Source organism: Peteryoungia ipomoeae (assembly GCF_004912165.1).
GTDB lineage: Bacteria > Pseudomonadota > Alphaproteobacteria > Rhizobiales > Rhizobiaceae > Allorhizobium > Allorhizobium ipomoeae.
Genome location: NZ_STGV01000003.1, coordinates 37,647 through 63,257 on the forward strand (window position 1 = coordinate 37,647; position 25,611 = coordinate 63,257).

A 25,611-nucleotide genomic window follows, 5' to 3' on the forward strand; every position below is an offset into this window, starting at 1 on the left:
TCCCCGCCTTCTCTTTGTCTGCGCATTGCTGCCGACATCGGCGAGCCTCAACCCATGCTGACCGTCCAGCTTCCGTCCGCGTTATTGGCGACCTCTGCGGTGGTAATGCCGCCGGTGAAGTCACAGAGGGCGGCATTCAGGCTTGAATGCGTGAAGTTGATGACAGTGCCCGGCACATATTCGCCTTTGCCGACGAAGTATTTCAGGACTGGTTGGCAGTCAGTCTCGGTGGCCGGATCAACCACGATAAAATTTGACAGCACCATCTGGCCGTTGGCGTTAACGGCCAGGCCGGCATTGTAGTAGTTCTGCGAGCTAAAGACCGGCGTGGTAATGCGAAAGGCGCCGGGTTTCACGTCATCGCCGTTAACCGGTTGCGTGAGACCGATCGGTTCAGAGATAATTGCGGTGGTGGAGTCATTTTCCGTACCGCTTCCGGATGCGAGATCGATTGGCCTCGTAGCGAGAATATCTCCGGATACGTTGCCGACATGGGGGAGCGTATTGCTCTGCTGGAGGCCAGCATAAAATCGCAACTCGGCGCGGAAGGTCAGTGTCGCGCCGGTATCGTTGTAATTGCCCAGCCGAGCTGAAAACAGGCTGTTTGAATAGGCCATGGCCTCACTCGGATAGGTCGCCGGCTGCTGGAAGACAAAAAAGTCATGGGCCTGCCGCTCGTCATTGCGGATGTTGATCGTCAAAAGTGTCGACATGATCATTCCCCTACGCTTTCCGTTTCAAGTCAGGGAGGTGCCGGTGAAACGAAGGGCCAAGCCCAACGGATTTCTATGCGCATCCACGCCCCGTGTGCATTGGTAGAATTTACCACCAAAAATTGCAATCGCAGCAAAGCGACCAAACTTGGCCTTGTCTTGCGAGAGGCATCAACCCATCTCCCTCAAACGACAATGACGGAGATCAGCGATGGGACTTTTTGACGGACTTCTGGGCCATGGATCGGCGGTCGATCCGGCGGATCTGGCCAAACGGCTCGATGGCGTGCTGATCGACGGTGAGACCGTGGGGCTGGCCTTCAAGGTGATCCGCGACATCTTCGTCTTCACCGACAAGCGGATGATCCTCATCGACGTGCAGGGCATCACCGGGTCGAAGGTCGATTATACCTCCGTGCCCTACCGGGCGATCACAAGCTTTTCGGTTGAGACCGCCGGCACCTTCGATCTCGACAGCGAACTGAAAATCTGGATTTCCGGCAATGCGGCACCGCTGACCAAAACCTTGAAGAAAGGCACCGACGTGCGCGGCATCCAGCGGGCGCTGGCAACGGGGGTGTTGCGGTAAAGTGCATGGCGGGGGGGCATGGGCCCAAACCTGAAGCGCTGGCATCAGGTTCCCGCAACTGATAAACTGGCTGCTGAGTTTACTGAGGAGCAAATCATGGACGAAGCCGGACGAGACGCCCCGGAGTTTGCCGGGATGCCCGAAGAGATCTACCAGGACCTGCTGAAGAAATCCCGGCAGGTGTCAGCCGACACGGCCTTAAGTGCAGATGAGCACCGGGAGATCGTCCGGCATCAGAGGGTCGAGCGGAAACAATCTGCAGTGAAGAAGCCCATGGGGCTCTAATGAAACTCGATCCGTCGACCACGGATGACTTTCATCGCATTTTCCAGCATCACGAAAACCTCAGTGATGAGGGACGAGCCTACGAGATTGAAGAGCAGCTTTATCAGGATGCCGAGGCGTGCGATGCCGATCCGACGGCGAGGCACGACGCCTGACCTTCAAGCGAGCGCGCAACGGCTATCGGTTTTTCTTTGCCAATGTGTCCGGGGTCAATGTGATCTATGCGATCTATCATCAACGAGTAAACTGGCAGACATCGATCGAGGATCGCTCCGGTCGGTATAGGGATCCCGCTTGAACAATTGTGTCGTTCGGTGCCCACCTCGATTAAAACTGGACTGCATTTCTGCGGCCGTATTCAGACGCTATCCTTAAGCAAGGAAGGCTATCATCGGCAGTTATTTCTCTCGGCTGTAAGCTTCCTTCAAAAAGAAGGACCTCGCGACCATGCCGCCGCCTGCTTTAGGATCACGGGCGGGCGGCGCTGAATGCAAACGAGGCTTGAGGGAATGGGAGAGCAAGGCTTGAGCGGCGCTTGCGCCGTGCACGGCGAGTGACATCCGTCGCCCCTGCAAAACTTCCCTCCTTCCCGAATCAATGCTACCGCTCTTGCCCGATAGATCCTTGCGGGTTTGACCCGCGCCATGCCTTGAGGTTGTCCGCCCCCCGTGTTTCGTGTGCCCCTCCTTGTCGCCCTGACGCTGATCATCGCCTTTGGCGGCGGCATTCTGTCGGCGCTTTCCATGCTGAATGCCTCCGTCGGCTTCGGATCGATCGACGTGGCCGGCTGGCGGGCCTTTCCGGCGGCGCAGACGATCGAGGCGGATCCTTATGCGAAGGCGCATCGGGCCAAGGCTGGCCTGCTGCTCTATGGGGCAGCCGAAGGTTTGCAGTTTACCGCCGAGCGCGACGACAAGGGCCTGGCGCTGACCGGCACCTGCTCCTACCGGATGAGCGGCCGCACACCGGCCACCCGCGCCTGGACGCTCTATGCCGCCGATGACGCCGGGCAGCCGCTTAATGCCTCGCCGGACCTGCCGACGGCGCAGAATTCGCAGACGATCCTCAGGAATCGCGATGGCAGTTTCGAGATTGTCGTGTCTCGCACGGCAAAAGCGGGCAATTGGCTGGCGATCCCCGATACCGGCTCCTTCCGGCTGGTGCTGACGCTGCTCGACACGCCGGCCGCCGCCTCCACCGGTCTTTCCGGCCTTGTGATGCCGGTGATCGAACAGATCGGATGCGGCAATGAATAAGATCCTTTATGCCCTTCTGACCGGCCTCATCGGCGCGGTTCTCCTGCATATCATCATCATTCTCGGGGTGCCGCTGTTTACCGGGCGCGATGCCCATACGCGGGTGACGGCGGAGGGGGCGCCTTTCGCTTTCCATCAGCTTTCGGCAGCGGAAGATGAAGTCGGGCTATCGAGCCGCGATCCCTATCTGCGCACAGCCGTCTGCCATTTCGACATCGGCACGCAGCCCTTGTCGCTGACGGCCGCCGGGCGGGTGAAATTCTGGTCGATCGCCATTTACGACCGCGATGCCAATGAAGTGTTTTCGATGAATGACCGCACCTCGGTGGCGGGCGATCTCGACGTGCTTCTGGCAACGCCGGTGCAGGTGGCGCAATTGCGCAAGACGCCGATTGCAGCGCTCGCCCAGACCATTCTGGTCGAGCATCGTGGCACCACCGGCTATGCGGTGCTGCGCGCCATGGTGCCGCAGCCAAGCCAGGAGGCCGATGCGCTGGCCTTTCTTGAAGACGCCGAATGCCTGCCCTTTACCGGGCGGTAACGTCACGGTCCGAGGGCACTCTCAGGCCGGATTGGCAGGGGACGGCAGCGAGGGCATTCCGGTCGACAATTCGACCCGGCTCCAGGTCGAGAGCGGCTCGAAGCGCTCGTAGAAGATGCCGGTGAAGAGCAGCACCTCGCCCTTGGCGCGCTCCTGCGCAACCTGCGTGGCAAGGCTCTGGCGCCCCGTTTTCAACCGGTCCTTGATGCTGATGATATCCGCCATGCTCGTTCTCCTTTCAAAAGGAAAGATCGAGAGGGATGACTGTCTCATTTCATCCTGGCCGGCTTTCGCCTCAGGCCCCGGCACATTCCGGTTTGTGTCGCGGATTCTGGCCACGCACCGGCTCACTTGCGCCTTTCTCGGACACTGTCGCTTTCCTGCACATGCACGCAATCGACATTAACATTCGAATATCCGAATGTCCCGAATTATGTGACGAATCGGCACCTTGCGCCAGTCGTCTACCGTGAGGAAGCCATAGGTTAGTTAACAGCCTGCTAACACTTTCGCTCTAATGTGAATGACCAGTGTATTGCGTTGGAGTGTCGGGTTGGTGAGCGAACAATTCAGGGAGCTGGAGCGTCCGGCCGGCACGCGGAACAAGGATGTCGTTCTCATGGCCACGGTCACGAGTTTTCAGGCCCTTTCGCATCCCGGCAAATCGGAACTGAGGCAATTTGCCGAGCTGTTCCAGCCGCTGTTTGCCGCCTCCTCGATCGAGGCGCGGCGCGATGCGGTGGCAGCCCTTTCGCAAAGCCCGAACTTGCCCTTGTCCGTGGCCGCCTTCATCGCTTCGCAGCCGATCTCGATCGCCGCGCCCTTCCTCGCCGTTTCCCCTGCCCTTTCCGATGACATGCTCATCATCATTGCCCGCTGCCAGGGGGCAGACCATGCGCGCGCCATCGTCAAGCGCGAGAAGCTTTCGCCGATGGTGATCGACGCGCTGGTATCGCTGCGCCACTATCAGGCACCGCGCCGCGCAGAAGCGGAAGAGGTCGCAGAGATCTCCGAACCGCAGACGACTGCTCCGGCGCCGGAAACACCGGCTGTCCGCCGCATGGCAATCGCTGGCCCAGAGACCGAGGTTGCGCCACTGGAAGCGGCCGAACAGGATCGGATCGAGCGGGAAGAGTCACTGCGCCGGACGATCAAGACGCTTGCCCTCAAGGACAGTCCGGCTGAGACGGATCGGCTGGGGCGGCTGACAATTGGCCCAGTGCAGGCAGCGCTTCTCGTGCGGTTTGCCCGCGCCCATGACGGCGGCGCCTTCTGCACCACGCTTGCCGACGTGCTTTCCTCCAGCCGCTGGTTGGCCGAGCGCATCCTGATCGACATTTCCGGACGCCAGCTTGCGACGACGCTTGTCGGCTGCGGCATGGAGCTGGCCGATGCGGTCTTTGTCCTCGCGAAGCTTTACCCGCATCTTGGCCGCAGCGAAGAGGGCAAGATGCGTGCCGAGCGACTGCTTGCCGAGATCCAGCCGCTGGCGGCGGAAAGCCGCATCGAAAGCTGGCTGAGGGCCGATCGCTACACCTATGGGGAAACAGCGGTCAGTGTGCCGGGCAGCGATGTCACAGCCCCTGCCACCACAGGCGCCAGCCTGCAAACAGGGTTTGCAAAGCTCACCGGACAGGCCGGGACGTCCCCAGCCACCCGTCGACCTGTGGGCGACGATCACGCCCGCCAGGTGCTGCGCGCCCGCAAGCGCTGAGTGCGGCACCCTCCCCCCACCCGTCAGGGGCCGGGGACTGTCACCAAAGCCAGATAGTCGCCGATCGCATCGACCTCGATTTCGACCAGCCAGAGATCGCTGTCGAACTTCATTTCCCGGGCAATCAGGGCCTCGGTGGCTTCTGGATCTGCCTTGCTCACGCGTTCTTCAAACAGCCGGTCGTCGCGCGCGTCTTCGCCGATCATCATCTGCGGCGCCGGTCCATAGAGCGTTTCCAGCCCATCGCGAAAGCGCTGGCGCACAAAGATCGCGCCCGCCGCATCCGATCCCTTGCATACGACAGCCGCATACCCGCCATCGGCAAAGACGCGGCGGGTGAGAGCGGAGACGAAGATATCGGACCGGATGCGCATGGGGTGGTTCTAGGCGATTGCAGCGGCGGGGGGAAGTGGTGGATACGGCGCACAGACCGCACCGACATGGCGCTCCTTGTCTATACAATGCAAATGCATTACCTTTGCGGTATCAGGGAGATTAGCCATGGGTGCGAGAACTACTTTGTCCGTCGATGCGACGATCACCGCACGCGGCCAAACTACGGTTCCCTCCGCCATTCGCAAGATGCTCGGCGTGGAAACGGGACAGATCACCTTCAGGGCACTTTCCAATGGCACCGTGGTCATCGAAGCCAAGATCGAAGACGAACAGGAGGACCCGGCCATCGGCGCTTTCCTGCAGTTTCTCGAACAGGACATCGCACGCGGCAATGTCGTGCCACTTCAGCAGACTTTGCTCGACGAACTCGATGACCTTCTGGAGGGCGAGAAGGTCGACATGAACGACGCACTGCCGGATGACTGAGGTCAAGATCAACGGGTGGACGATCTATCTCCACCCCCTCTTCCTTTCCGCGCTTCAAGGTTTGATGGAGGAGGTGCGCCGGCAACGGGAAACCGATCCCGACACCTACCGGCAAAAGCGTGCGTTCAAACTGCTGGCGGCAACCCGAAAGATGGCCTTTGTCGATATTCCGGCCGATCCGACCGATCCCAAGTTCCGCCAGGGCGGCACGCTGGGCGAGACCTACAAGCACTGGTTCCGCGGTAAATACCTTCAGCAGTATCGCCTCTTCTTTCGCTACCACGAAAGGCAAAGGGTCATCGTGCTGGCCTGGGTGAATGACGATGAAACCAAGCGGGCCTATGGCAGCAAGACCGATGCCTACCGGGTCTTTGCAAAAATGCTCGTCGACGGCAATCCGCCTGACGATTGGGCCGCGCTGGTAAGGGCTAGTCGAGAGGCAGCGGCACTGTCGGACGATATGACATCGACCGATCCATGAGACGAAGGCTTGCTTGCCCTCAGGCATCTGTCAGCAATGGGTCGGAAGCAAGGGCGGACGTCATGGCAATAGAGCGGCGTGCTGAACACCGAGGCTCAGCGAGACGCCGCGCTCTTGTAGGGCAAAACGGCAATTTCATCGGCACGGCGTCTTGCGGCGGCGATGTCGAAGCTGCTCTGCATGCGGATCAACGTATCCATCTTGACACCGAAGGCCTTTTCGAGGCGCAGCGCCATTTCAGGCGAGAGGCTGGCGCGCTGATTGAGCAGCGCCGAGAGGGCCGCACGCGTTACACCCAACGCGGCGGCCGCCACGGTCACGGTGAGACCGAGAGGCTCGACGATCTCATGGCGAATGAAGTCACCTGGATGAACAGGGCTTTTCAGACGATATCCGGGATCTCTTTCCATGGGGCGACTTCCAACGTGTCAGACCGAGTGGCTCTTTACTGTCGAACACCAGTCTGGAAGCGACAAGCCACACACTACACCTACGCCTTCACCGCCAGCCGCAGGCCGCCCCAATGGCGGCCGTTGACGGTGATGGGGGCGGAGATATCCTTCATCAGCACGAAATTGCCGCCGCCCATGTCGCGGCGGTAGGTCTGGACCAGGAAGGGCGCAGTGGACCGGCCGGCGGCAAGGCCGACGCGATCGTTGAAGATGCGGCGGTTGCGGCAGTTGGCGGTGTTCCACACCGTATCGCCGGGGCGCTGCGGCGCGGAAAACTTCCTGTTGTGGGTTGGCAGAAAACCATTCTCATCGACGGCGGCGCAAAAGCCGATACACTCGGAGCTTGCCGCGACCGGCTCGATGATCTCGGGCAGGACCTGATCGGTGAAGGCGACGAAGGCCGTCATCATCTGCACCGGATCGGTGCCGGATATCGGGCGATAGGTGCGGTCGAAAAGATCGCGCTGGCTGATCTGGCCTGTGGCCACCGCCTGTTCGAAGACGGCCGAAATCCTTGAGGCCACGTCGACTGCCGTATCGATCCATTCGCTGTCGACCGTACGGATGCCGGCGCTGGCGGTGAGCTGCACCAGGGTTTCCGAGAGCGCCACCACCTTGTCGATCCGTCCGGCGGTTGCCTGCAGATACTGGTCGGACTGGCGCACTTCGCCAGACATCGTGTTCAGCGTGACGACGAGATCGGAACACTGGCGATCGACGTTTTCCGTGGTTCTCGCCATCACCGAGGAGGAATCGAGGATGCGGGTGATTACCTCTTCCATGGCGGAAAAGGACTGGTTCATCGCCTGCGAGGTCTGTCGGACATCGCGTGCACTTTCTGTTGCGCCGCGCCCGGCTTCCGTCAGGCGGTTGATCTTCTGGCGCAGCTCGTTCAGCGTCTGCTGGATGGTGCCGGTCGCCTGTGAGGTCTGGAGCGCAAGCGCCCGCACTTCTGCCGCCACCACGGCAAAGCCCTTGCCGGCGTCGCCAGCCCTTGCGGCTTCGATGGCGGCATTGAGGGCCAGGAGATTGGTCTGGCGGGCAATCGTGCCGATTTCCTCCGCCACCTTGTCGACCTCGCTGAGGGTCTTGGCAAAGGTGCCGATTTCGGTGCCGATTTCCTCCGATGCCTCGACCATGTGATCGATCTTGCCGACGGCGCCGGTGAGCCTGTCGGCACTTTCGCCAAGCATATGGCGGGCCTCGCCTGCCGATCTGTCGGTCTCGCCAAGGGTGGTTGCCACCTCGCGGCTGGTCTCGGCCAAAGACAGGGCCGTGCGGGTGATGCTGTCAAATGTGCCCGCATGGCTGCGCGAGATCTGCGCGACATCCTGAATGGCACCGCCGATATCGACGATATCGAGACCGAGGCTCGAGGCCTCCTTGGCCAGGCGCTCGATGATGGCACGAAGGTCAGGCGCATCGGGGCCATGGGGCTCTCGCGCTGCCGGCGGTTCATCCTCGACCGCGCCCGCCCCTTCGGGCCGGCTTGCCAACCCGTGCGCCTCATTGATCTTTCGTGCCAAGGTCATGAGCATCCTCCCTACTCAAACATCAGAGGGTAGGCGTCTATGCTTAACGAAAGCTTTAAGGTTGAGCGAAATCGGCTTTGGGATAAACCAAGAGTTGGAAAGTCACTGAAGCCTGCGCGACCATTGGCTCTTGGCGATCCGGTGCCGCATTCTCAAGCGGCTGCCCCTGTGCTAGCGCGACGATGACAGAACGAACGAGCGGACAGACATGCATATTCTTCTGATTTCTTCAGCCAAGCTTCCGGCGCTGCAGTATGGCGGGACAGAGCGCATGATCCTTTGGCTCGCGCGCGGCCTGGCCGAACGCGGCCACAGGGTGACATTGCTTGCGCCAGCGGGATCGCGTTTCGAGCACGGCGACGTCCTGCCGCTTAATCCGGACCGTCCGCTGCGCGAACAGGTCCCCGCCGGCGTCGATGTGGTGCACAGCCATTGCGGGCTTGACCCGGACTGGGACGGTCCTGTGTGTCAGACCGTGCATGGCAATGCCAAGACACCGGCGCGCTACCACCCCAACACAATCTTCGTCTCCGCCCACCATGCGGCAAGCCATGGGGCGAACGCCTATGTGCATAACGGTGTCGATCCACGCGCCTATCCGCCACCGGATCTCGATGCGACCGGAGGACCGCTGGTGTTTCTCGCCAAGGCCGCGTGGAAGGTGAAGAACATCAAAGGGGCCGTGCGGGTGGCGCGCAAGGCGCAGCGGCCACTTTCGGTGCTGGGCGGCCACCGGGTGAACTTCAAGATGGGATTTCGCCTGACGCTCGATCCCAATGCGCGGTTCTACGGCATGGTCGACGACGCTGAAAAGGCGCGCCATCTGAAACCGGCATGCGGGCTTCTTTTCCCCGTGCGCTGGCACGAACCCTTTGGCATTGCCGTGATCGAGGCGATGTATTTCGGCCTGCCGGTTTTTGCCACGCCCTATGGCGCGCTGCCCGAGCTGGTACCGGGCTTTGCCGGTGCGCTTTCAGCCAATGGCAATGAACTGGTGGCGGCGATCAAAGCGATCGGCGACTACGACCGTCGCGCCATCCACCGGCATTTCCAGGAGAATTTCACTGCCGAGCGGATGACGGAGCGCTATCTTGCCCTTTACGAGCGGATTGCCAATGGTGCGCGGCTGCATGATGGCGTGGTCGAGGGGCGCGCGGCGCGCGGCGAGACGCTTCTGCCCTGGGAAGATTGAGGCTGCCGGCCGCTGGGCAAGAGGCCCGTTTGCAGTCCCCGCTTTGGGATCAGAGCGCACCGATGGCGCGCAGTTTCTTCAACACGGCGGTGCTGGGTTCGCCGGTGACCGGCATCTGGTAGTGACGCTCGAACCGGCGGATCGCCTCGCGCGTGCTTTCGCCCGGCATGCCGTCGATGACGACGTCGCGATAGGCCATGTTGGTGAGGCCGCGCTGGATATCCATGACAAGGCCGGGATCGTAGCTCGCGGGCGTGGCTGGCTGCACAGTTGCAGCCTGTGGCGGAGATGGGGCAACGGCGCGCGGTGGCACGGGGCCAGCGGGCTGCACCTGGCGCTGAGGTTTTTGGGCGGCGGCCTGCTGTGCGGGCGCTTGCGGTTTTGCGGCTTGTGGTTTTGCCGGCTGATAGCGGGCCGGGCTCACGGGTTTGCGCGCCTGATCTGCGGGTCTTTCGGTGCTGATGGTGCTAGACGCGCTGCGAATGGCGGCAGCGACCGGATCGACAGCGGTCTCGAGGCCGGAAAGATCCGACGGGCGCTGGGCCGGAACGGCTGCGGTGAAACCCGGGTCCTGAGCTGCCAGCATGGCCACGAGCGCCTCTGTGACCTGACCATCGGCTTGCATGCCGACCGAGGTCTGGAACTGGCTGATCGCGGCTTCGGTGCGCGGGCCGATGACGCCGTCGGCGGCGCCGTCATAAAGGCCGCGGGCGGTCAAAGCGCGCTGCACGGACATGACGGCTGCGCTATCGGCTGTGAAGGGCGGCGGGGCAGCCTCGCCCTCGCCTTCCCGCTCGACGCGGAAGGTGGTGACATCGGTCTGATCCCGATCCGCCAGAAGGGTCGAGCGCGGGGCGCCGAGCAGGCTGGTGAAATCGCTTGCGCTGCGGGTGCGCAAAAACGGCGACGGGTGCTGACCCGGCTGATACCAGATGGCATTGGCAGCGACGGTGGCAAAGAGCACGGCAAAGGTGGAGACGCCGCCCACCAGACGCGGATGGCGACCGGCAAGCTGCCAAAGTGCTGCACCGCCCGTGACGGCAAGCGTCAGGACGCGACCGGTGACGGATACTTTCTTGTCAGGCGATTTTCGCTTGCGCTTCGTCATGGCCGTTTGCGTTCCCGAGCAAGGCTCCTGTCTTTTCGTTTTGCGCAAGGCGTGGCGGAAACTCGACCATGATATTGCCGTCGCTTTCGGCGGCGGCAGCACCTGAGCCATCGAGCGGCAGGGTGACGGAAACAACCGTGCCCTCGCCCGGGCGGCTGGTGATGGAGAAGCTGCCGCCATGCAGCGCTGCCAGACCCTTTACCAGCGACAGGCCGAGACCGGAACCCTCGTAATGGCGATTGAGATCGTTCTGCACTTGTGTGAAGGGGCGGCCCAGCATTGCGATCTTGTCGGCGGGGATGCCAACACCGGTATCGCTGACGGAAAGCGTCAGATTGGCGCCGTCGCTCGCGGCATCGATGGTGACAACGCCGCCTTCCTCGGTGAACTTGATCGCATTGCCGACGAGATTGATAAGGATCTGACGCAGCGCCCGCTCATCGGCCACCACATCACCCACGCCGCGTGCGATGCGGCTCGTCAGCTTGACGCCCTTGTCCGACGCCTGCAGCGAGAGCATGCGCTCGCAGGCGGTGACCGCGCTATCGACCTCGAAGCGCTCCAGATTGAGCTCGTAGCGGCCAGCCTCGATCTTCGACATGTCGAGCATGGTGTTGACGACGGAGAGAAGATGCGCGCCGGACTGGCGGATCAGCTGCACATATTCGCGCTGGCGATCGGTTTCCAGCTTGCCGAAATATTCGCCGATCAGGATATCGGAAAAGCCGAGAATGGCGTTGAGCGGCGTGCGCAGCTCATGGCTGACGGCCGCAAGAAACCGGCTCTTGGTTTCATGCGCATCGATCGCCTCATGCTCCTTGCGGCGCACGGCATCGCGCATGCGCATCTCGCCTTCGATATCGAGGATCTGCGCCTGCACGGCAAGCAGCTGGCCGTCTTCGTTGCGCAGTGCCGTCATGTCCATGCGGGCATTGAGGAATTGCGGCTGGCCGGCAGCAATGACCGGGCGGTCGAGACGCAGATCGGCCACCACGGCATCAGCTCCCTGGCGTAGCGCATCGAGCCCTTGCGCAAAGGCAATGCGATCCGAGACATGCACATGTTCGGCAAAGGGGCGCAGGACCGGCTCGCGCAGGAAGCCCAGATAGATCTCGCGATCGCGGCCACCGGTTGAACGCACCATGCCTGTCGGATCAAGCGTCAGGAAAAGGCCGGGGCATGTCTGGAACGACTGGTCGACGAGGCCGGGCAGCGGCGTTTCCGCAGACACCGTGGCGCGGCCGTAACGGCGCCCGGCAACCAGCGCCACGGCAAACAGCATGTAGCAGGCAGCGGCAAGACCGACGCCGAGCGGCAGGCCGACGGCATAACCGAAAATTGCAGACAGAAGAGCCGGCAGGAGGAAAAAGCCTGGCAGAGCGGCAAGCGTCAGACGCCGCAAGAGCACGACCTCGCCTTGATCGGTGGCCCGACCTTCCGACTGCAACGGCAGGCAGCGGCTTGCCACCTCGTCCAGCAGGGAGGCGACATCCTCCGACATTTTACGCAATACAACCACGCGAGGAACCTGCGACCGGTTTGAAGAGAAATTCGATGCCCGGACGATAGCCGCCACGCGCTTAAGGAATAGATAAGGCGGGGCCTCGCTAAGCCTTGGATGGGGCCGTTCTGATCCGTTTCGGGACAGGGATTTTGCCCTTTCGGATTTATGGTTAACGGAGCGTATCTGTTGATTTTACTAGAATTTTAGCAGTGGTGTTAACGTTTGCCGCAAACGGGCATCGCAAGAAGCGGTGGATTTCGGGGCCTCCTGCCACAAATATGCTTAACCGCTTCGGCCAAATTGCGCAGACGTCGCGCAAGGGTTGAGCGATGTCGACAATTTTAATCAAATTCGCCTCAAACCCGACCGGCTTTCGAAAAGTGATCTTCGCGAATCGGCCTTAAGAGTTTGCAGCAGAAGTTCGGGACAAACCCGACGCCTTCCGGCACGACCGGATACAGGGATACTGGTGACGACATGTGGTTTCTGATCAAGGGAACATTCTATTCGACGGTGGCGCTGGTGGCGCTCTCCTTCCTGGCAGCGCCACCGCGCGAGGAAGTCGAGGGCGGACCGCAGTTCAACGTCACCGATGCCTTTACCGCCGTCAGCGGCGCCTATGACTATGTCTCCTCGCTCTGCGTGGAGAAACCGGAGGTTTGCGAAAGCGGCCGGGAAACGCTTGAGGCCATCGGCGCCAGAGCTCGCGAAGGCGCGCTGGTCGCCTACCAGCTCATCGACCGCCAGCTTGCCGGCGATGGCGAGCCGGAAACGGTTGCCGACGCGATCGAGGCCGCCCCTCAGCTGAAGCGCGGCCATGCGGTGGAAATCGTGCAGCCGGCTCATGCCCACGCGGAAACCGACGCGCCGTTCACCACCGGCACGGTGACCCCGACCGCCCGCGAAGGCAACCTGCCGCAACCCTATCGCAAACCGGTCTACTGACCCGGATCACCCGGCCTCTCTCCTGAAGCCGACACCCATTCGGGCCGAGCGCCCACCCCTCTTGCAGCCGCGCTATCGGCGGCTGCCTGTCTGCCTGTCCCAAACTGTTATCGGTATTTACCGGGCCGCAAGGAGCAATCCTTGCGGCACTTTTTTGGGATGTTGGGGTGCGGAGGTGTTTGGGACGTTAGCCGACGGGCCTGGCCTAAGTTAAAAAGTGCAGCAGGTGACATTGGAGGACCGCGCACTCAGCTTGTATTTCTTCGACGCATATCATCTTTACTTCAATACCGACACTAATGGAGAAGTGTAAAGCCGACATTCGAAAAAATGCGAGCTATTCTGCGACAAGTCGAACCGCAACACTTAATAGGCTATTGAATGAGTTCCGCACGAGTGCAAGCTAAATCGCTAATCTTGACTTGGTTCGATAAACGCGAGCCGACAGCGTTACAACGCGGTCGATTTGCCGCAGATGTTGATCGTTTCTTTGATGCGCTTGCGAAACGGACCAACTGGTGTGAGTGCATTTCAACACTCCTAGATGACAAGGGTGCGGTGGAGTTCTCAATGAAGGGAAACGAGTGGCGCGCTCGCCCGAGTGGAAAGGGTCTTGTCGTAAGCTCGATCGTGCCTGGCTGGGCTTTTGGCTGGCAGGGAACCCTCAAAGACGACGTCGCCTCGGATGCTCTTGGATGGTTTGGGCATTACGCACGCCAATACATACACCGTTCCAACATCGCAAAGGTGATTATGGCCGTTTGGGAACGGAACGGTCTCGTCCTGCAGCCTTTTGGCATTGGTGGAGCATATCAACGGTACAGTGATGCTTGGCCAAGACCTTCGAACCGAGAGATCTTTGCGCGGGCTGAAAGAAGCTGCGCAGACATGTGGTGCACCTATTCCGCAACACCACGAGACTCTCGTTCCAAGTGGGTGTCGAGAAACACTCTAGACCCCGCAATACATCAGGGCGTCTTTCATTTTCTCCGAGCTCAGAGCTTAATGTCCGCCGAGTTTGAACTGGAAGCATTGGTTGCCTATGATTGTGTTCTGCATGCGCTTCAATATCTTGATTGGAATTGGGCTCCGGGCAATCCTAAGCGTAATCGACGGGACCTTGTTCAGGCACTCGGGCTCGGTCAAAACGCAGGAGACCTTGCCGAACGCATATATTTTCTTCGCAACCAATTTGTTGCGCATGCCGGCGGCTGGCGATGGTGGGATGCTGCCGAGTACCTAGAAGACGACTTCAATGCAGATGCCAACCGTCTGGTATCTCGGACATTGCGTAAGGCAGCGGACATCGAGCCGCAACATCGACGTATTGACCCGGCCCCAGCGGACTGGGGACTTTGGCTGGAAGAAAATTTCACACAAATTTGGTCAGCTGTGTGGTTTCGAGATAGTCAATAACAGTGGGAGAAATCCAGTAACCCATGACGGACCCATAGCGTGGCGAACGCTCAAAGAGCCCTCCCAATTCCACCCCTGCCCCAGTACACAAGCCAATCCGCTTCCCCTATATGAGACCCAGACAACAGGCGGGTGCTGAATGACGACTTTGGATCAGATGATCGATGATTTCGGGTTTCTCGAGGATTGGGAGGACCGGATGCGCTATGTCATCGAGCTTGGCAAGGCGCTGCCGGATCTGGACGATGCCGAGAAGACCTCCGAGAACAAGGTGCAGGGCTGCGCAAGCCAGGTCTGGCTTTCGGTGTCGGCGGGCGAAGGGCCCGATCCGGTGATGACCTTTGCCGGTGACAGCGATGCCTTTATCGTGCGGGGGCTGGTGGCCATCGTGCTGCAAGCCTATTCCGGCAGAAAAGCCTCCGAGGTCGTTGCCTTCGATGCGCTCGATCTTTTCCGTCAGCTCGGGCTTCTCGAACACCTGACGGCGCAGCGCGCCAATGGGCTGCGCTCGATGATCCAGCGGATCCGCGAAGAGGCCGCCAGGCGCATGGCCTGACGGCCTCTCTTGCCTGTCAGTCGATCTCTGAGCGAAAGCCGTCAGCGCCCCAATGCCTTGACCTTTTTGCGGGCGCTGGCGGGGCGTAGTGGCGGGCAAGCGCCAGAAGGGCTGCGCGCAGCATGAGTTTTGCCGAACGGGCCGGCCATTGACGCTCGCGCTCCACAAGCTCCAGCCCTTTGCCGAAGCAGCAGATATCGAGCGCGACGCCTGCAAGTTCCGGTCCCATGGCGTTGACGGCGTGCGACACGCGGGCGCGGGCCGCATAACGGCTGTCGGAGAGTTCCGTGGACGCCGATGGCTGGCCGCGCAGCTTCGTCGAAAGGCGCGGCTCCCAGGAAGCAGTGATGCGCGGCTGCAGGCCGCCAAAGTCGAAATCGGCAGCGAGACGTTCGCCGGCCTCTATGGCCTCCGCAGACAAAAAGGGCGCTCCATTGCGCTCGCGCAGCCTGATCAGCGGCTGGAGGGCTGAGGCCTTGGCATTGCGCCGGAGCACGCGGCGGACCTTGCCCTCCGTCTCCAAGACCGGCTCGATGGCGCGGTGCTGATCGGCAAAGCGCGATTCGGGCTGATCGCTCAAGGCGCGGCGGAGATAAGCGCGTGTTTCGCCCGTGGCGGCAAGCCTGTTGCCCTCCAGCCTTATCAGTCCTTGCGCCACCAGCCTTCGCACGAGCGCGCGTTCGATGCCGGGGGCATGATCCGGCCCGTCCGCCTCGTGGCTGTTCGGCAAGCTGATCGGGCCGTCGAGAAGCTGGCGCAGCAGGCGGCGGATGGCCTTGGCCTCCTGGCGCAGAGCGGAGGCGCCTGCGGCTTTTGCTGGAGCGGACAGGCCGGCTGCGCGCGGACTTGCGGTTGCGGTTCTGGTCATGGTGCCCTCCCCCTCAGGCTGCATGGCGCGAAAGCAGCGCGACGGCACCCGCCATGCGCTCCACCGTGCCGACAAAGGCGTCATAGGCCGGATCGTCGCGGCGGCTTTCCACCATCCGGCAGGCATGGCTGACGGTGCTGCGATCCCGGCCGAAGGCGCGTGCCACCTCCTCCATGCTGAGCGGCAGCGTGACATGGCAAACATACATGGAGACCTGGCGGATATGGGCATGCGCCCGGCGAGAATTGACGCCCGATGGCACCATGCCGAAGCCTTCCAGCAGATGCTGGGCAAACTCGCGGATGATCATGCAGAGGAGCCGGTTCGGGACGTTCTGCGGCGACGGGGCGGCTTCGGGAAAAGGGGATGCACCTTGCTGCGGCGGAAGATCTGGCAGCTCGATGACGCGAAGGGCATAATGCGGGGATGGGCTGGCTTGCATGTTTCGCTCCTCTAGGATTTTCTTCCTATGAAGATAGCAGAGGAATGCCGATTAAAAACCCTGAATTGATAGGGATAGCGCAATTCCCGCGGCTGAAAGCTTTGCCTCAGACAAAGAGATCCGGATCTTATTCCTAAAGTTGAAAAGGCCGGGATCTCTCCCAGCCTTCAAACGCAACCTTCAATGAGGCCTGATGGATTACTTGGAGCGCTTGCGGCGCTGGCCGAGACCCATTTCCTTGGCGAGACGCGAACGCGCTTCGGCATAGGCCGGTGCCACCATCGGGTAATCGGCGGGGAGGCCCCACTTTTCGCGATATTCGTCCGGGGTCATGTTGTAATGGGTCATCAGGTGCCGCTTGAGCGACTTGAACTTTTGACCGTCTTCCAGGCAGATCAGATAGTCGTCCTCGATCGACTTGCGGATCGGCACTGGCGGCTTCGGCTTTTCCACCGGCACGATAACCGGGGTCGGCGAAGACGTATTGCTAAGGGCCTGGTGGATATCACCGATCAGCTGGGCGAGATCGCCCGCCTGGACGACGTGGTTGCCGACATAGGCCGCCACGATATCCGCCGTGAGTTCGACCAGCAGTTGCGGGTCGAGACCCTGTTGTACTTCACTCATTTCAGTCTCCTGTTCATCCATCCCAGGCGCCGCCGCAGCCTGTTCACGATCAGAAGCCCTGCATTCAAGCCTAGATGCCTGAAACGCAGAACATAGCTTACCTTGAGAAAGCACTCGCCTCCGGCCACCCCCATTTTTTAGGGCCTTACTTTCAACAAGATTGATAAAACCTGCATAACCACAATGAATCTCTTGTGGTGAATACCTGTCCCCTCAACCTTCAACCTTGCGAAGCAGCAGAAAGCATTCTCACGAGTGGAATATCATTGCCACCGCAAAAGTCCACCCGGTATTTCTGCAGGATTTCACGGGTATAAAGATAAGCGACCACGCAAACACTGTCTTTGTTGCGACAGCGGATTGCGTAACGAATGTCACTCAACGCACGAAATTCTCCACCTCAAACCGATTTACTTAGGCAGATCATCCCTAACTGAGACAGAATCCAGTGGATAACCCACTTTATGGGCCGCACGGGCGAGCAAATGCGCGGCGATCGGGGCGGTGAGGACGAAGAAGATGATTCCGGCAAAAGCCCGGCCGAAGATGGCGATATCGCCCGAGTGCAGGCCCATGGCGAGCAGCAGCAGGCCGGAGCCGACCGTACCGGCCTTCGACGCTGCATGCATGCGGCTATAGACATCCGGCAGGCGATTGACGCCGATGGCCGCGATCAGCGAAAACACGGCGCCACCGACGATAAGCAGGGCGATGATGAGGGCAAAGACTGTGGCCATGATCAGACCTTCCCGTCCGGAGCTGCGGCTGGATTTTTAGCGCCTGCTGCGCGGGCCTTCCGCGACGGGCCATTTCGGCCGGCAGGGCCGCTGCCCGTCGTCTCCCCCTCGCCCACCCGCCCGCGCGCCAGGATGAAGCGGGCAAAGGCGACGGTTGCGAGGAAGCCGACAAGGCCGAGCGCGATGGCGATATCGATATAGAGCGTGTAGCCGGTGCCGAGTGCCACGACGGCGATGAAGCCGATGACGATGCCGACCAGCATGTCGAGGGCGACGACCCGATCAGGCAGTGTGGGGCCGATGATGGCTCGGTAGACGGTGAGCACCAGCGCCACGATCAGGATGACGACGGCGAGATAGCTGGCGGCTGAGATGATCTGTTCGGGTGTCATCAGGCAAAGGCCTCCATGATCTTCTTCTCGAAGCCTTCGGCGATATCGCGGCGAGCGGCCTCCACATCGGAGCAATCAATGCCGTGGACATAAAGCGTCGAGCGATCTTCGGAGACATCAACCGAGAGCGTGCCGGGGGTCAGCGTGATGAGATTGGCCAGGAGCGCGATCTCCCAATCGCTTTTGACCGTCAGCGGATAGGCGAAGATACCGGGCTTCACATCCAGCTTCGGCGAGACCACGAGGATCGCGACCTTCCAGGCAGACTTGGCGAGTTCGACGACAAAAAGGAGGATGAGCGAGAGGATGCGACGCGTGCGGCTGACATAATCGGGTCCGGCGATCTGATCCTTCACCAGGATCAGGGTGACCACCGAGATGGCGAGACCGAACAGCAGATTGTGAAAGGTGAAGCTGCCGCTCACCACAGCCCAGATCACCGCCATGACGAGGCTCAAGAGATAAAGGCTCATTGCGCACCTCCCTGGGTGAAGACGGACCCGATATAGGCAACGGGGCTCGACAGGCCGATGGCGGCGTCATGCGTTGCCGAAATCAGCTGTTCCGGAAACAGGCCGAACCAGACGACGAGCCCGCCAAGCAGCACGATCGGCGTCAAGCGCCAGCCGGTTTCGCCTGGCCTGATCGGACCGGCGGACACGGGGCGGTCTGCCGGCGCCGGCTTCCAGAAGGCGAAGAGAAAGACGCGACCGAAGGCGATGGTGGTGAAAAAGCCGGAGATGAGCACGGCTGCGGCAAGCCACCAGGCGCCGATATCGATCGATGCCTTGACGAGCAGCGCCTTGGGCCAGAAGCCGGAAAACGGCGGCAGACCGCTTGCGGCGAAGAACAGGGCCAGCGAGACCGCGCCGAAGACCGGCGCTGCGGTCCACAGGCCGGACACGGAGGCGAGATTGAAGCTGCCGCCGATGCGGGCGATTTCGCCGGCGACCAGATAGAGCGCCGTCATCAGGATGATCGAATGCAGCGCATAAAGCAGCGCCGCGCCAACCGCCGCCTCGCCGCCGATGGCGACGCCGACGAACATGTTGCCGATGCCGGCGATCACGACGAAGCCGAGAAAGCGGCGAACATCGCTTTGCGCCAGCGCGCCCAGCGCCCCGAAGATCAGGGTCAGCACGGCGACAACGGCAATCGGCAGGCTCAGGGTTTCGCGCTCCACCGGAAACAGCATGACCATGACGCGCATCAGCGCATAGACGCCGACCTTGGTCAGAAGCCCGGCAAACAGGGCCGAGACGACGACGCGCGGCGTGTGATAGGAGGCGGGCAGCCAGAAATTGACCGGGAAGGCCGCAGCCTTCATCGAGAAGGCCAGGATGAAGAGTGCCGACAGCGTCACCAGCGGCGCCGTTTCCTGGTAGAGCGGCACCTTGCGGGCGATATCGGCCATGTTGAGCGTGCCGAAGATGCCGTAAAGATAGGCGACCGCAATCAGGAAGAGCGTGGTGGCAATGAGGTTCAGCACCGCATATTTCAGCGCGCCATCGATCTGCCTGTGTTCCGAGCCGAGGATCAGGAGACCGAAGGACGATATCAGCAGCACCTCGAACCAGACATAGAGGTTGAAGATATCGCCGGTGAGGAAGGCGCCGCAAACGCCGGCCATCAGCATCATCAACAGCGGATAGAAGCCATAGCGGCGACCGCTGCGATCAATCTCCACCTGCGCGTAGAGCACGCAGGCCAAGGCGACGATGGCAGCGGACAGCGCAAGCAGCGCGCCGGTGAGATCCACCGTGATGGCAATGCCGAAGGGCGGCAGCCAGCGGCCCATCATCATGGTGATCGGGCCATCTGCAAGCACCTGGCGAAGCAGAAGGATCGTGTTGAGAACGAGCAGCAGCAGCCCGAGGATGGCGACCGGCGGATGCCAGTGCACGCGGTGGCGGATCATCATCAGGAAGGCGGCAAAGGCCATGCAAAGCGCAATCGGCGTGACGGTCAGCCACTGCGCGAAACTTGCCGGCTCGGTGACCATGGCGGCAGCGTAATCAACAACTTGGGTGCTGGGTGCAGCCATCAGGCGCGACCTCCGTGGTCTTCATGAAATGTCAATGGTCGGGAGGTGTGGTCACCCCCCTTGGTGCCCTGAACCTTGCGAAAGGCAGGCATCTCTCTCATGCGGGGCAGGTTAATGGCATTTGGGGTATCGCTGTCGTCTTCTGCCTCCCTCTTCATGCGCTGCTCAAAATCCATAGGCAATTGCCCTGCCTCAAGGGGGGTAAGCCCCGGCACAATCTGGCCAGCCGAAGAACCGGTGCACGCGATGGCTGCGATCATTCTCAATACCCCATCGGTGGCAGGGGTTCGTCCTTCGGCTCGGCCAGGCGCATCTCGTCGCTGTCATCGGTGCCGAGATCCTGATAGGCGCGCCAGGTGAGCACCAGCAGGAAGCAGAAGAAGGAGAAGGAAATGACGATGGCCGTCAGGATCAGCGCCTGCGGCAAGGGATTGGCGGCAGCGGCCGAGAGCGTGTCTTCACCACCGGGAATGATCGGCGGGATGGCGGGCGTCAGCCGGCCATTGGTGAAGATCAGCATGTTGACGGCATTGCCGAGAAGCACGATGCCGAGCAGGATGCGGATGACCTTCTTCGACAGCATCAGATAGATGGCGGCAGCAAAGAAGATGCCGACGACGAGCGCGAAAATCGGTTCCATCAGCCGTCATCCCTTTCTTCAAGCGTCAGCGCAATCGAGGCAAAGGTGCCGAGCACCACCAGATAGACCCCGATATCGAAGGAGATGACGGTGGCAAGCGGCACTTCGACGCCAAACAGTGTGGGGTAGACCCAGACCCCGGTCATGAAGGGGTAGCCCAGAGGCGCCGAGACAAAGCCCGAAAGCACGGAAATCAACAGGCCGCAGCCGGCAATCGACATCGGGTGGAAATGCAAGGCGCGGCGCACCGCCTGCACACCGAAGGCGATGGCGTAGATGGCAAAGGCCGAAGCGCCGATCAGACCGCCGATAAAGCCGCCGCCCGGTTCGTTGTGACCGCGCAGGAGCACGAAAACCGAAAAGAGCAGCATCAGGGCCGTGAGCAATGGCGCAAAGGTGCGGAAGATCAGCGTGTTCATCGGGCGACCTCAAGACTTGCGGCGCTGCGGGTCGTGGTTACCCCCCTCTGCCCTGCCGGGCATCTCCCCCACAAGGGGGGAGAGCGGAAAGCCGCAAGGCCCGGCGCAAACGACAAGATAAGGGCATCATGGGAGGCGGCCACAGCGGCAGTGGATACTCTCCCCCCCTGTGGGGGAGATGTCGGCGCAGCCGACAGAGGGGGGTAAGCCGCAGTGAGGATCATCGGAGAGACCATGGTCATTTGCCTGCCGCCTTTTTCTTCTTCGCCGGCGCCGGCGACGGGGCGATTGCGGACGGCTGAGGTGTCTGGATGGGGGGCGGAGCGACCCGGATGCGGATGAGTGCGAGGATCGACAGGCCCGTGACCATCACGACCGCGATCTCGCCCATCGTATCCACACCGCGGAAATCGACGATGATGACGTTCACGACATTGGCGCCATGCGCAATGATCTTGGAATATTCCGAGAAGAACTGCGTCAGGCTCGTATCGAAACTGCCGGCGGTGGTGCCGATGAGGAGCAGCATGAAGCCGATGCCGCAGGCAATGGCGAGTGCCCCATCCATCAGCACGGCGCCGGCCGGACGGTGATCGGAGAGCGAGAGGCGCAGCCGCGTCATGACCAGCGCCAGGATGACGACCGACAGGGTTTCGACCATGAACTGGGTGAAGGACAGATCCGGCGCGCCATAGATCAGGAACAGCACCGCAATGGCAAACCCCTGGATGCCGAGGCAGACGATGGCTGTCAGGCGATCCTTGGCGGTCAGCACCGCCACGACGCCGACAACGGCAATCGCCAGCATGGCAAGCTCATGCAGCGACGCATCGTTCGGCCAGGCCGGCACAGGCGGCAGCTCGCCATAAACAACGGGCGTGACCAGAAGCACGATCGCAACAAAGATGAAGCTCATCGCGATGTAGGTTTCAAGCCGGCCATTCTGCACGAACCGGGTGACCTTTGTGGCAAAACGCACCAGGCCGGAGATCGCGTGATCAAAACCACGGTCCGGGCTCAAGCCCAGCGCCGTGACGAAGTGATCGACGGCGGCGCGCAGGCGATCCAGGCCGAGATAGAGCACGATGCCCAGAACCACGGTCAGCACGGAAAGCGCGAGTGCCGCACCGATATGCGGGATAAGGCTGATGGTGATCGTCTGCGCCTCGCCATCCACGGCACTGGCCATGGGGGAAGAAATGTAGCGATGCGCGACAGAGGACAGGAGCGCGCCCGCGAGCGACAGGACGGCGAGCGTCAGCGGGCCGAGCCAGAGCAGAATGGGCCCCTCATGCGCGTGCTTCGGCGCGGCTTTTTCTTCGCCGAGGAAGGGTTTGAGGCCGACGGCAAAGGCAATGACGAACATCAGCGCATTGCCGATGACGGCAACCGAGGTGAAGAGGATGGCGCGCGGGCTTGTGCCGGCCAGGGCCGCATAGATCTCCTCCTTGGCGAGGAAGCCGAAGAGCGGCGGCAGACCGGCCATCGAAATGCCGGCCAGAAGGGCTGCGGCAAAGGTGATCGGCATCAGCTTTCTGAGACCGCCGAGCCTGGTGATATCGCGCGTGCCGGCCTCATGATCGATGGCGCCGGCGACCATGAAGAGCGCGCCCTTGAACAGCGAGTGGGCGACGAGATAGAGCACGGCTGCCTCGACCGCATAGGGCGTATCGAAGCCGGTCAGCATGACCAAAAGGCCGAGCGAGGCAACGGTCGTATAGGCCAGCATCAGCTTCAAGTCCGTCTGGCGCACGGCGAGCACGGCGCCGACCAGAAGCGTGATGCCGCCGAAGAAGGGAAGCAGGATTTCCCAGGCGGGTGTCTCGCCCATTACCGGGTTGAGGCGCATCAACAGATAGACGCCGGCCTTCACCATGGTGGCCGAGTGCAGATAGGCCGAGACCGGGGTCGGCGCTTCCATGGCATTGGGCAGCCAGAAGTGGAAGGGAAACTGCGCCGACTTGGTGAAGGCGCCGCCGAGCACGAGCAGCAAGGCTGCAAGATAGAAAGGGCTTTGGCGCAGCGTATCGCCGGTCGCGAGCAGCAGCGACAGCTGGCTGACGCCCGTGATGTTCCACAGGAAGAAGATGCCGGCCAAGAGAATGAGGCCGCCGCCGCCGGTGACCACCAGCGCCTGCAGGGCAGCCCGGCGCGAGGCTTCGCGGGCATGATCGAACCCGATGAGCAGGAAGGAAGTGATCGAGGTCAGCTCCCAGAAGACGAAGAGCATCAATAGGCTGTCGGACACGACGACGCCAAGCATGGCGCCCATGAAGAGCAGGATATAGGCGATGAACCGCCCCTGCTGCGGATGACCCTTCATGTAACCGCCGGCATAGAGCACGATCAGCGCGCCGATGCCGGTGATCAAAAGCGCGAAGGTGAGCGACAGGCCATCGATCAACCAGGAAAAGGACAGGTTGAGGCTGGGCACCCAGGCATAACCACCGGTGACGCGACCGCCATCTGCGATCTCCGGCAGGAAACCGGCGAAATGGGCGAAGGCAAGCGCTGGGAAGAGAGCAAGAAACCAGGCGCCATTGGCACCCATCCGACCGACCACGGCAGGCGCCGCAAGCGCTGCGACGAAGGGCAAGAGCATCGCGATCCAGGTCAGATCGCTCGAAAGTTCAGGCATTCAAACTCCCCGTCGGGTCATGGGAACCGTGGTGACAAGCATGAGGGTGTTAGGACAAGCCAACCTTGGTCTCAAGCAAAAACGAACCAAAATGCGATCACGGACGCGTCAACCCACGATTCTGTGAGGCCCGCCCGATGTAGTTCAGAGTTTCGTGATCAGCAGCGGTGGTCAAGTGGCCTTTCGACCAATGCAGCGCGATTGCGGCGCGCCTGTCGGCGCCCTATCTATAGTGCAACGCGGCGCTCAATTCTTGTGCGCCCTTTGCATTCGAGGAGCATTTTCATGGCTTTTACCCCGACCGACACGGCAAATTCGCCGCGCATCGCCAAGAGCGATGAGGAATGGCGCGAACAGCTGACGCCGGAGCAGTATCGCATCCTGCGCGAGCACGGCACCGAACGCGCCTTTACCGGGCCTTACTGGGACAATTTCGACAAGGGCCTCTATCGCTGTGCGGCCTGTGACGAACCGCTCTTCGTTTCCGACACCAAATTCGATGCCGGCTGCGGCTGGCCGAGCTATTTCGAGCCGGTGAAGCCGGATGCGGTGACCGAACACACCGACCGCAGCTTCGGCATGGTGCGCACCGAAATCCGCTGCGCCAATTGTGGCGGCCACCTGGGCCACGTCTTCCCCGACGGCCCGCCGCCGACCGGCTTGCGCTATTGCATCAACGGCCACTCGATGGTGTTTACGCCGATCGAGTGAGGCTGGGATTGCGGGCCGTGTCCGATCTAAACGCGGGATCGAACACGGCGGCAACAATCATAGCAATAGACTAGATCCGGTGAGCCGGCGGTCACCGGATAGAGTCTAGGCCGTTTGCCGGTGCGCGAGGGCCATCAGCGGCGTCTCCCACTACAACGGCTACCTTTGCGCCGGTGAAGGCATCGCCACCAATGTGCTTTCCGACCGTCTGGCCAGACTGGAGGCCACCGGCTTCGTGACCAAGGCACGCGATCCCGCGGATGGCCGTCGGCATGTCTACAGCCTGACCGACAAGGGGGCGGATCTTGCACCCGTGCTCTCGGCGATCGTGGTGTGGGCGGCCAGGCACACGGCAACAGACGCGACCGCCGATGCCGTTGCGGCGCTTGGCGAGGGCGGCGGCCGGCCTGCGGGGCGCTGAGCGCCGGCCTCCGGTCGCACCAGCATCCGGGGCACGCCGGCGCCGGCGGCCATTGCGTGAGCCAGCCCTGCGGAGAGTTCGACTAAATTTGCATCGCCGCCCCTGCCGCACTGTTTACCAGCCCGGTCGGAGCATATTGCGCACATCCTTAAATGGTGCTACCTAAGATGGCAGACAAACTTTAAGCTCATCTTGAGTTGCATAGATACCCTTGGAGCCTGAGGGAAATTTCCTGAAAACCGTTCTTGTAACCGACGCAGACGACGAGACGCTGATCACCGCGGACCTCGGCGACGTGCTTTTGGTGGAACTCGAAGAGAACCCCACCACCGGCTATCGCTGGGAGCTGACAGAAAAGGGGGATCTGCCACTTGTCACATCCGGTTTCACCCCGCCGGCCGACACGGCCCCGGGGGCGGGCGGCCTTCGCCGATTTTCCTTCGATGCCGACACGGCAGTGGAGCATCGGCTGATCTTCCGGCTCCAGCGCGCATGGGAAAGGCCGGATCAGTTCATCAAATCGTTCAAGGTGATCGTTCGCGTTCGTGACAACTAGCTCGGGAGGA

At 61.5% G+C, this 25,611-nt stretch carries 33 protein-coding genes; 15 read left to right on the plus strand and 18 right to left on the minus strand.

Features of this window, described 5'->3' with window-relative positions:
* Positions 1 to 47 precede the first annotated feature (47 nt).
* A complete protein-coding gene (locus FAA97_RS09810; RefSeq protein ID WP_136598369.1) occupies positions 48 to 713 on the minus strand; it encodes a hypothetical protein in 666 nt (221 codons plus the stop codon).
* Between the two features lie 211 nt (positions 714 to 924).
* On the opposite strand from FAA97_RS09810, the gene FAA97_RS09815 reads away from it, so the two are divergent.
* From FAA97_RS09815 to FAA97_RS09830, 5 genes are all read left to right on the plus strand, one after another.
* Positions 925 to 1,302 (plus strand): PH domain-containing protein, encoded by a 378-nt coding sequence (locus FAA97_RS09815; RefSeq protein WP_136598370.1) that lies wholly within the window; start codon positions 925 to 927, stop codon positions 1,300 to 1,302.
* 96 nt (positions 1,303 to 1,398) lie between these two features.
* Positions 1,399 to 1,587 carry a hypothetical protein gene (locus FAA97_RS09820; protein WP_136598371.1) on the plus strand — a complete coding sequence of 63 codons (189 nt, stop codon included), beginning with the start codon at positions 1,399 to 1,401 and terminating at the stop codon, positions 1,585 to 1,587.
* A complete protein-coding gene (locus tag FAA97_RS21070; RefSeq protein WP_168800969.1) occupies positions 1,587 to 1,742 on the plus strand; it encodes a hypothetical protein in 156 nt (51 codons plus the stop codon). Before FAA97_RS09820 ends, FAA97_RS21070 begins: the two co-directional genes overlap by 1 nt.
* Positions 1,743 to 2,255: 513 nt before the next feature.
* Positions 2,256 to 2,843, plus strand: a complete 588-nt coding sequence (locus FAA97_RS09825; protein ID WP_136598372.1) for a DUF1214 domain-containing protein — start codon at positions 2,256 to 2,258, stop codon at positions 2,841 to 2,843.
* Positions 2,836 to 3,384, plus strand: a complete 549-nt coding sequence (locus FAA97_RS09830; protein WP_136598373.1) for a DUF1254 domain-containing protein — start codon at positions 2,836 to 2,838, stop codon at positions 3,382 to 3,384. Before FAA97_RS09825 ends, FAA97_RS09830 begins: the two co-directional genes overlap by 8 nt.
* 21 nt (positions 3,385 to 3,405) lie before the next feature.
* Here the strand turns inward: FAA97_RS09830 and FAA97_RS09835 are convergent, their stop codons facing one another.
* Positions 3,406 to 3,609: a hypothetical protein gene (locus FAA97_RS09835; RefSeq protein ID WP_136598374.1), complete on the minus strand. Its 204-nt coding sequence runs from the start codon at positions 3,607 to 3,609 to the stop codon at positions 3,406 to 3,408.
* 331 nt (positions 3,610 to 3,940) lie between these two features.
* On the opposite strand from FAA97_RS09835, the gene FAA97_RS09840 reads away from it, so the two are divergent.
* Positions 3,941 to 5,098 (plus strand): DUF2336 domain-containing protein, encoded by a 1,158-nt coding sequence (locus FAA97_RS09840; protein WP_168800970.1) that lies wholly within the window; start codon positions 3,941 to 3,943, stop codon positions 5,096 to 5,098.
* Between the two features lie 23 nt (positions 5,099 to 5,121).
* On the opposite strand, the gene FAA97_RS09845 is transcribed toward FAA97_RS09840, so the two are convergent.
* On the minus strand, positions 5,122 to 5,472 hold the full coding sequence (locus FAA97_RS09845) for a DUF1491 family protein (RefSeq protein WP_136598375.1): 351 nt from the start codon (positions 5,470 to 5,472) through the stop codon (positions 5,122 to 5,124).
* Positions 5,473 to 5,599: 127 nt separating this feature from the next.
* Between FAA97_RS09845 and FAA97_RS09850 the strand changes: the two genes are divergently transcribed.
* Positions 5,600 to 5,920, plus strand: a complete 321-nt coding sequence (locus FAA97_RS09850) for a type II toxin-antitoxin system PrlF family antitoxin (RefSeq protein ID WP_136598376.1) — start codon at positions 5,600 to 5,602, stop codon at positions 5,918 to 5,920.
* Complete coding sequence (locus FAA97_RS09855) at positions 5,913 to 6,401, plus strand: type II toxin-antitoxin system YhaV family toxin (RefSeq protein ID WP_136598377.1); 489 nt, start codon at positions 5,913 to 5,915, stop codon at positions 6,399 to 6,401. Before FAA97_RS09850 ends, FAA97_RS09855 begins: the two co-directional genes overlap by 8 nt.
* A 95-nt stretch (positions 6,402 to 6,496) precedes the next feature.
* On the opposite strand, the gene FAA97_RS09860 is transcribed toward FAA97_RS09855, so the two are convergent.
* A complete protein-coding gene (locus FAA97_RS09860) occupies positions 6,497 to 6,811 on the minus strand; it encodes a HigA family addiction module antitoxin (protein WP_136598378.1) in 315 nt (104 codons plus the stop codon).
* 80 nt (positions 6,812 to 6,891) lie between these two features.
* Complete coding sequence (locus FAA97_RS09865; RefSeq protein WP_136598379.1) at positions 6,892 to 8,385, minus strand: methyl-accepting chemotaxis protein; 1,494 nt, start codon at positions 8,383 to 8,385, stop codon at positions 6,892 to 6,894.
* A gap of 208 nt (positions 8,386 to 8,593) precedes the next feature.
* Between FAA97_RS09865 and FAA97_RS09870 the strand changes: the two genes are divergently transcribed.
* Complete coding sequence (locus tag FAA97_RS09870) at positions 8,594 to 9,577, plus strand: glycosyltransferase (RefSeq protein WP_136598380.1); 984 nt, start codon at positions 8,594 to 8,596, stop codon at positions 9,575 to 9,577.
* A gap of 49 nt (positions 9,578 to 9,626) precedes the next feature.
* Here the strand turns inward: FAA97_RS09870 and FAA97_RS09875 are convergent, their stop codons facing one another.
* Entirely contained in the window at positions 9,627 to 10,685 is a 1,059-nt protein-coding gene (locus FAA97_RS09875) for a peptidoglycan-binding domain-containing protein (protein ID WP_136598381.1), read from the minus strand.
* On the minus strand, positions 10,657 to 12,186 hold the full coding sequence (locus tag FAA97_RS09880; protein WP_136598843.1) for a sensor histidine kinase: 1,530 nt from the start codon (positions 12,184 to 12,186) through the stop codon (positions 10,657 to 10,659). The genes FAA97_RS09875 and FAA97_RS09880 overlap by 29 nt, the downstream gene beginning before the upstream one ends.
* A gap of 480 nt (positions 12,187 to 12,666) precedes the next feature.
* Here FAA97_RS09880 and FAA97_RS09885 point away from each other — a divergent pair, with 480 nt between their 5' ends.
* From FAA97_RS09885 to FAA97_RS09895, 3 genes are all read left to right on the plus strand, one after another.
* A complete protein-coding gene (locus FAA97_RS09885) occupies positions 12,667 to 13,134 on the plus strand; it encodes a DUF5330 domain-containing protein (protein WP_136598382.1) in 468 nt (155 codons plus the stop codon).
* A 381-nt stretch (positions 13,135 to 13,515) separates the two neighbouring features.
* Positions 13,516 to 14,550 (plus strand): hypothetical protein, encoded by a 1,035-nt coding sequence (locus FAA97_RS09890; RefSeq protein ID WP_136598383.1) that lies wholly within the window; start codon positions 13,516 to 13,518, stop codon positions 14,548 to 14,550.
* A 139-nt stretch (positions 14,551 to 14,689) separates the two neighbouring features.
* Positions 14,690 to 15,106 carry a SufE family protein gene (locus tag FAA97_RS09895; RefSeq protein ID WP_136598384.1) on the plus strand — a complete coding sequence of 139 codons (417 nt, stop codon included), beginning with the start codon at positions 14,690 to 14,692 and terminating at the stop codon, positions 15,104 to 15,106.
* A gap of 16 nt (positions 15,107 to 15,122) precedes the next feature.
* On the opposite strand, the gene FAA97_RS09900 is transcribed toward FAA97_RS09895, so the two are convergent.
* The 11 genes from FAA97_RS09900 to FAA97_RS09950 form a co-directional block, all read right to left on the minus strand.
* Entirely contained in the window at positions 15,123 to 15,974 is an 852-nt protein-coding gene (locus FAA97_RS09900) for a DUF6456 domain-containing protein (protein ID WP_246041406.1), read from the minus strand.
* 13 nt (positions 15,975 to 15,987) lie between these two features.
* On the minus strand, positions 15,988 to 16,416 hold the full coding sequence (locus tag FAA97_RS21275) for a helix-turn-helix domain-containing protein (RefSeq protein ID WP_246041407.1): 429 nt from the start codon (positions 16,414 to 16,416) through the stop codon (positions 15,988 to 15,990).
* A 198-nt stretch (positions 16,417 to 16,614) separates the two neighbouring features.
* Positions 16,615 to 17,043, minus strand: a complete 429-nt coding sequence (locus FAA97_RS09910) for a Ros/MucR family transcriptional regulator (protein ID WP_136598385.1) — start codon at positions 17,041 to 17,043, stop codon at positions 16,615 to 16,617.
* A 410-nt stretch (positions 17,044 to 17,453) separates the two neighbouring features.
* The gene (mnhG, locus tag FAA97_RS09915; protein WP_168800971.1) at positions 17,454 to 17,780 is read right to left on the minus strand and encodes a monovalent cation/H(+) antiporter subunit G; all 327 of its coding nucleotides are present in this window, start codon (positions 17,778 to 17,780) and stop codon (positions 17,454 to 17,456) included.
* 2 nt (positions 17,781 to 17,782) lie between these two features.
* Positions 17,783 to 18,172 carry a cation:proton antiporter gene (locus FAA97_RS09920; RefSeq protein WP_136598387.1) on the minus strand — a complete coding sequence of 130 codons (390 nt, stop codon included), beginning with the start codon at positions 18,170 to 18,172 and terminating at the stop codon, positions 17,783 to 17,785.
* Positions 18,172 to 18,645, minus strand: coding sequence for a Na+/H+ antiporter subunit E (locus FAA97_RS09925; protein WP_136598388.1), 474 nt, complete (start codon positions 18,643 to 18,645; stop codon positions 18,172 to 18,174). Before FAA97_RS09925 ends, FAA97_RS09920 begins: the two co-directional genes overlap by 1 nt.
* Positions 18,642 to 20,216: a Na+/H+ antiporter subunit D gene (locus FAA97_RS09930; RefSeq protein WP_136598389.1), complete on the minus strand. Its 1,575-nt coding sequence runs from the start codon at positions 20,214 to 20,216 to the stop codon at positions 18,642 to 18,644. Before FAA97_RS09930 ends, FAA97_RS09925 begins: the two co-directional genes overlap by 4 nt.
* Entirely contained in the window at positions 20,216 to 20,476 is a 261-nt protein-coding gene (locus FAA97_RS09935) for a hypothetical protein (protein WP_136598390.1), read from the minus strand. Before FAA97_RS09935 ends, FAA97_RS09930 begins: the two co-directional genes overlap by 1 nt.
* Before the next feature lie 2 nt (positions 20,477 to 20,478).
* Entirely contained in the window at positions 20,479 to 20,856 is a 378-nt protein-coding gene (locus tag FAA97_RS09940) for a Na+/H+ antiporter subunit C (protein WP_136598391.1), read from the minus strand.
* Entirely contained in the window at positions 20,856 to 21,275 is a 420-nt protein-coding gene (locus tag FAA97_RS09945; RefSeq protein WP_136598392.1) for a Na+/H+ antiporter subunit B, read from the minus strand. Before FAA97_RS09945 ends, FAA97_RS09940 begins: the two co-directional genes overlap by 1 nt.
* 238 nt (positions 21,276 to 21,513) lie before the next feature.
* Positions 21,514 to 23,913 (minus strand): putative monovalent cation/H+ antiporter subunit A, encoded by a 2,400-nt coding sequence (locus tag FAA97_RS09950; protein ID WP_136598393.1) that lies wholly within the window; start codon positions 23,911 to 23,913, stop codon positions 21,514 to 21,516.
* A gap of 285 nt (positions 23,914 to 24,198) precedes the next feature.
* Here FAA97_RS09950 and msrB point away from each other — a divergent pair, with 285 nt between their 5' ends.
* The 3 genes from msrB (at position 24,199) to FAA97_RS09965 (ending at position 25,601) form a co-directional block, all read left to right on the plus strand.
* Positions 24,199 to 24,624: a peptide-methionine (R)-S-oxide reductase MsrB gene (gene msrB / locus FAA97_RS09955; protein ID WP_136598394.1), complete on the plus strand. Its 426-nt coding sequence runs from the start codon at positions 24,199 to 24,201 to the stop codon at positions 24,622 to 24,624.
* A gap of 181 nt (positions 24,625 to 24,805) precedes the next feature.
* Positions 24,806 to 25,045 (plus strand): winged helix-turn-helix transcriptional regulator, encoded by a 240-nt coding sequence (locus FAA97_RS09960; RefSeq protein ID WP_281281331.1) that lies wholly within the window; start codon positions 24,806 to 24,808, stop codon positions 25,043 to 25,045.
* Between the two features lie 211 nt (positions 25,046 to 25,256).
* Positions 25,257 to 25,601, plus strand: a complete 345-nt coding sequence (locus FAA97_RS09965) for a protease inhibitor I42 family protein (protein ID WP_168800973.1) — start codon at positions 25,257 to 25,259, stop codon at positions 25,599 to 25,601.
* Positions 25,602 to 25,611: the final 10 nt, after the last annotated feature.

What these genes read in the sequence shown, in the direction of transcription:
- FAA97_RS09865 (WP_136598379.1), bottom strand. Translation starts at nt 8,385, where the DNA reads ATGACCTTGGCACGAAAGATCAATGAGGCGCACGGGTTGGCAAGCCGG.
- FAA97_RS09935 (WP_136598390.1), bottom strand. Translation starts at nt 20,476, where the DNA reads ATGATCGCAGCCATCGCGTGCACCGGTTCTTCGGCTGGCCAGATTGTG.
- FAA97_RS09880 (WP_136598843.1), bottom strand. Translation starts at nt 12,186, where the DNA reads ATGTCGGAGGATGTCGCCTCCCTGCTGGACGAGGTGGCAAGCCGCTGC.
- FAA97_RS09910 (WP_136598385.1), bottom strand. Translation starts at nt 17,043, where the DNA reads ATGAGTGAAGTACAACAGGGTCTCGACCCGCAACTGCTGGTCGAACTC.
- FAA97_RS09835 (WP_136598374.1), bottom strand. Translation starts at nt 3,609, where the DNA reads ATGGCGGATATCATCAGCATCAAGGACCGGTTGAAAACGGGGCGCCAG.
- FAA97_RS09815 (WP_136598370.1), top strand. Translation starts at nt 925, where the DNA reads ATGGGACTTTTTGACGGACTTCTGGGCCATGGATCGGCGGTCGATCCG.
- FAA97_RS09845 (WP_136598375.1), bottom strand. Translation starts at nt 5,472, where the DNA reads ATGCGCATCCGGTCCGATATCTTCGTCTCCGCTCTCACCCGCCGCGTC.
- FAA97_RS21070 (WP_168800969.1), top strand. Translation starts at nt 1,587, where the DNA reads ATGAAACTCGATCCGTCGACCACGGATGACTTTCATCGCATTTTCCAG.
- FAA97_RS09870 (WP_136598380.1), top strand. Translation starts at nt 8,594, where the DNA reads ATGCATATTCTTCTGATTTCTTCAGCCAAGCTTCCGGCGCTGCAGTAT.
- FAA97_RS09920 (WP_136598387.1), bottom strand. Translation starts at nt 18,172, where the DNA reads ATGACACCCGAACAGATCATCTCAGCCGCCAGCTATCTCGCCGTCGTC.
- FAA97_RS09855 (WP_136598377.1), top strand. Translation starts at nt 5,913, where the DNA reads ATGACTGAGGTCAAGATCAACGGGTGGACGATCTATCTCCACCCCCTC.
- FAA97_RS09930 (WP_136598389.1), bottom strand. Translation starts at nt 20,216, where the DNA reads ATGGCTGCACCCAGCACCCAAGTTGTTGATTACGCTGCCGCCATGGTC.
- FAA97_RS09850 (WP_136598376.1), top strand. Translation starts at nt 5,600, where the DNA reads ATGGGTGCGAGAACTACTTTGTCCGTCGATGCGACGATCACCGCACGC.
- FAA97_RS09830 (WP_136598373.1), top strand. Translation starts at nt 2,836, where the DNA reads ATGAATAAGATCCTTTATGCCCTTCTGACCGGCCTCATCGGCGCGGTT.
- FAA97_RS09940 (WP_136598391.1), bottom strand. Translation starts at nt 20,856, where the DNA reads ATGGAACCGATTTTCGCGCTCGTCGTCGGCATCTTCTTTGCTGCCGCC.
- FAA97_RS09820 (WP_136598371.1), top strand. Translation starts at nt 1,399, where the DNA reads ATGGACGAAGCCGGACGAGACGCCCCGGAGTTTGCCGGGATGCCCGAA.
- FAA97_RS09900 (WP_246041406.1), bottom strand. Translation starts at nt 15,974, where the DNA reads ATGACCAGAACCGCAACCGCAAGTCCGCGCGCAGCCGGCCTGTCCGCT.
- FAA97_RS09950 (WP_136598393.1), bottom strand. Translation starts at nt 23,913, where the DNA reads ATGCCTGAACTTTCGAGCGATCTGACCTGGATCGCGATGCTCTTGCCC.
- FAA97_RS09810 (WP_136598369.1), bottom strand. Translation starts at nt 713, where the DNA reads ATGTCGACACTTTTGACGATCAACATCCGCAATGACGAGCGGCAGGCC.
- FAA97_RS09925 (WP_136598388.1), bottom strand. Translation starts at nt 18,645, where the DNA reads ATGAGCCTTTATCTCTTGAGCCTCGTCATGGCGGTGATCTGGGCTGTG.
- FAA97_RS09885 (WP_136598382.1), top strand. Translation starts at nt 12,667, where the DNA reads ATGTGGTTTCTGATCAAGGGAACATTCTATTCGACGGTGGCGCTGGTG.
- FAA97_RS09890 (WP_136598383.1), top strand. Translation starts at nt 13,516, where the DNA reads ATGAGTTCCGCACGAGTGCAAGCTAAATCGCTAATCTTGACTTGGTTC.
- FAA97_RS09860 (WP_136598378.1), bottom strand. Translation starts at nt 6,811, where the DNA reads ATGGAAAGAGATCCCGGATATCGTCTGAAAAGCCCTGTTCATCCAGGT.
- FAA97_RS09895 (WP_136598384.1), top strand. Translation starts at nt 14,690, where the DNA reads ATGACGACTTTGGATCAGATGATCGATGATTTCGGGTTTCTCGAGGAT.
- mnhG (WP_168800971.1), bottom strand. Translation starts at nt 17,780, where the DNA reads ATGGCCACAGTCTTTGCCCTCATCATCGCCCTGCTTATCGTCGGTGGC.
- msrB (WP_136598394.1), top strand. Translation starts at nt 24,199, where the DNA reads ATGGCTTTTACCCCGACCGACACGGCAAATTCGCCGCGCATCGCCAAG.
- FAA97_RS09875 (WP_136598381.1), bottom strand. Translation starts at nt 10,685, where the DNA reads ATGACGAAGCGCAAGCGAAAATCGCCTGACAAGAAAGTATCCGTCACC.
- FAA97_RS21275 (WP_246041407.1), bottom strand. Translation starts at nt 16,416, where the DNA reads ATGCAAGCCAGCCCATCCCCGCATTATGCCCTTCGCGTCATCGAGCTG.
- FAA97_RS09945 (WP_136598392.1), bottom strand. Translation starts at nt 21,275, where the DNA reads ATGAACACGCTGATCTTCCGCACCTTTGCGCCATTGCTCACGGCCCTG.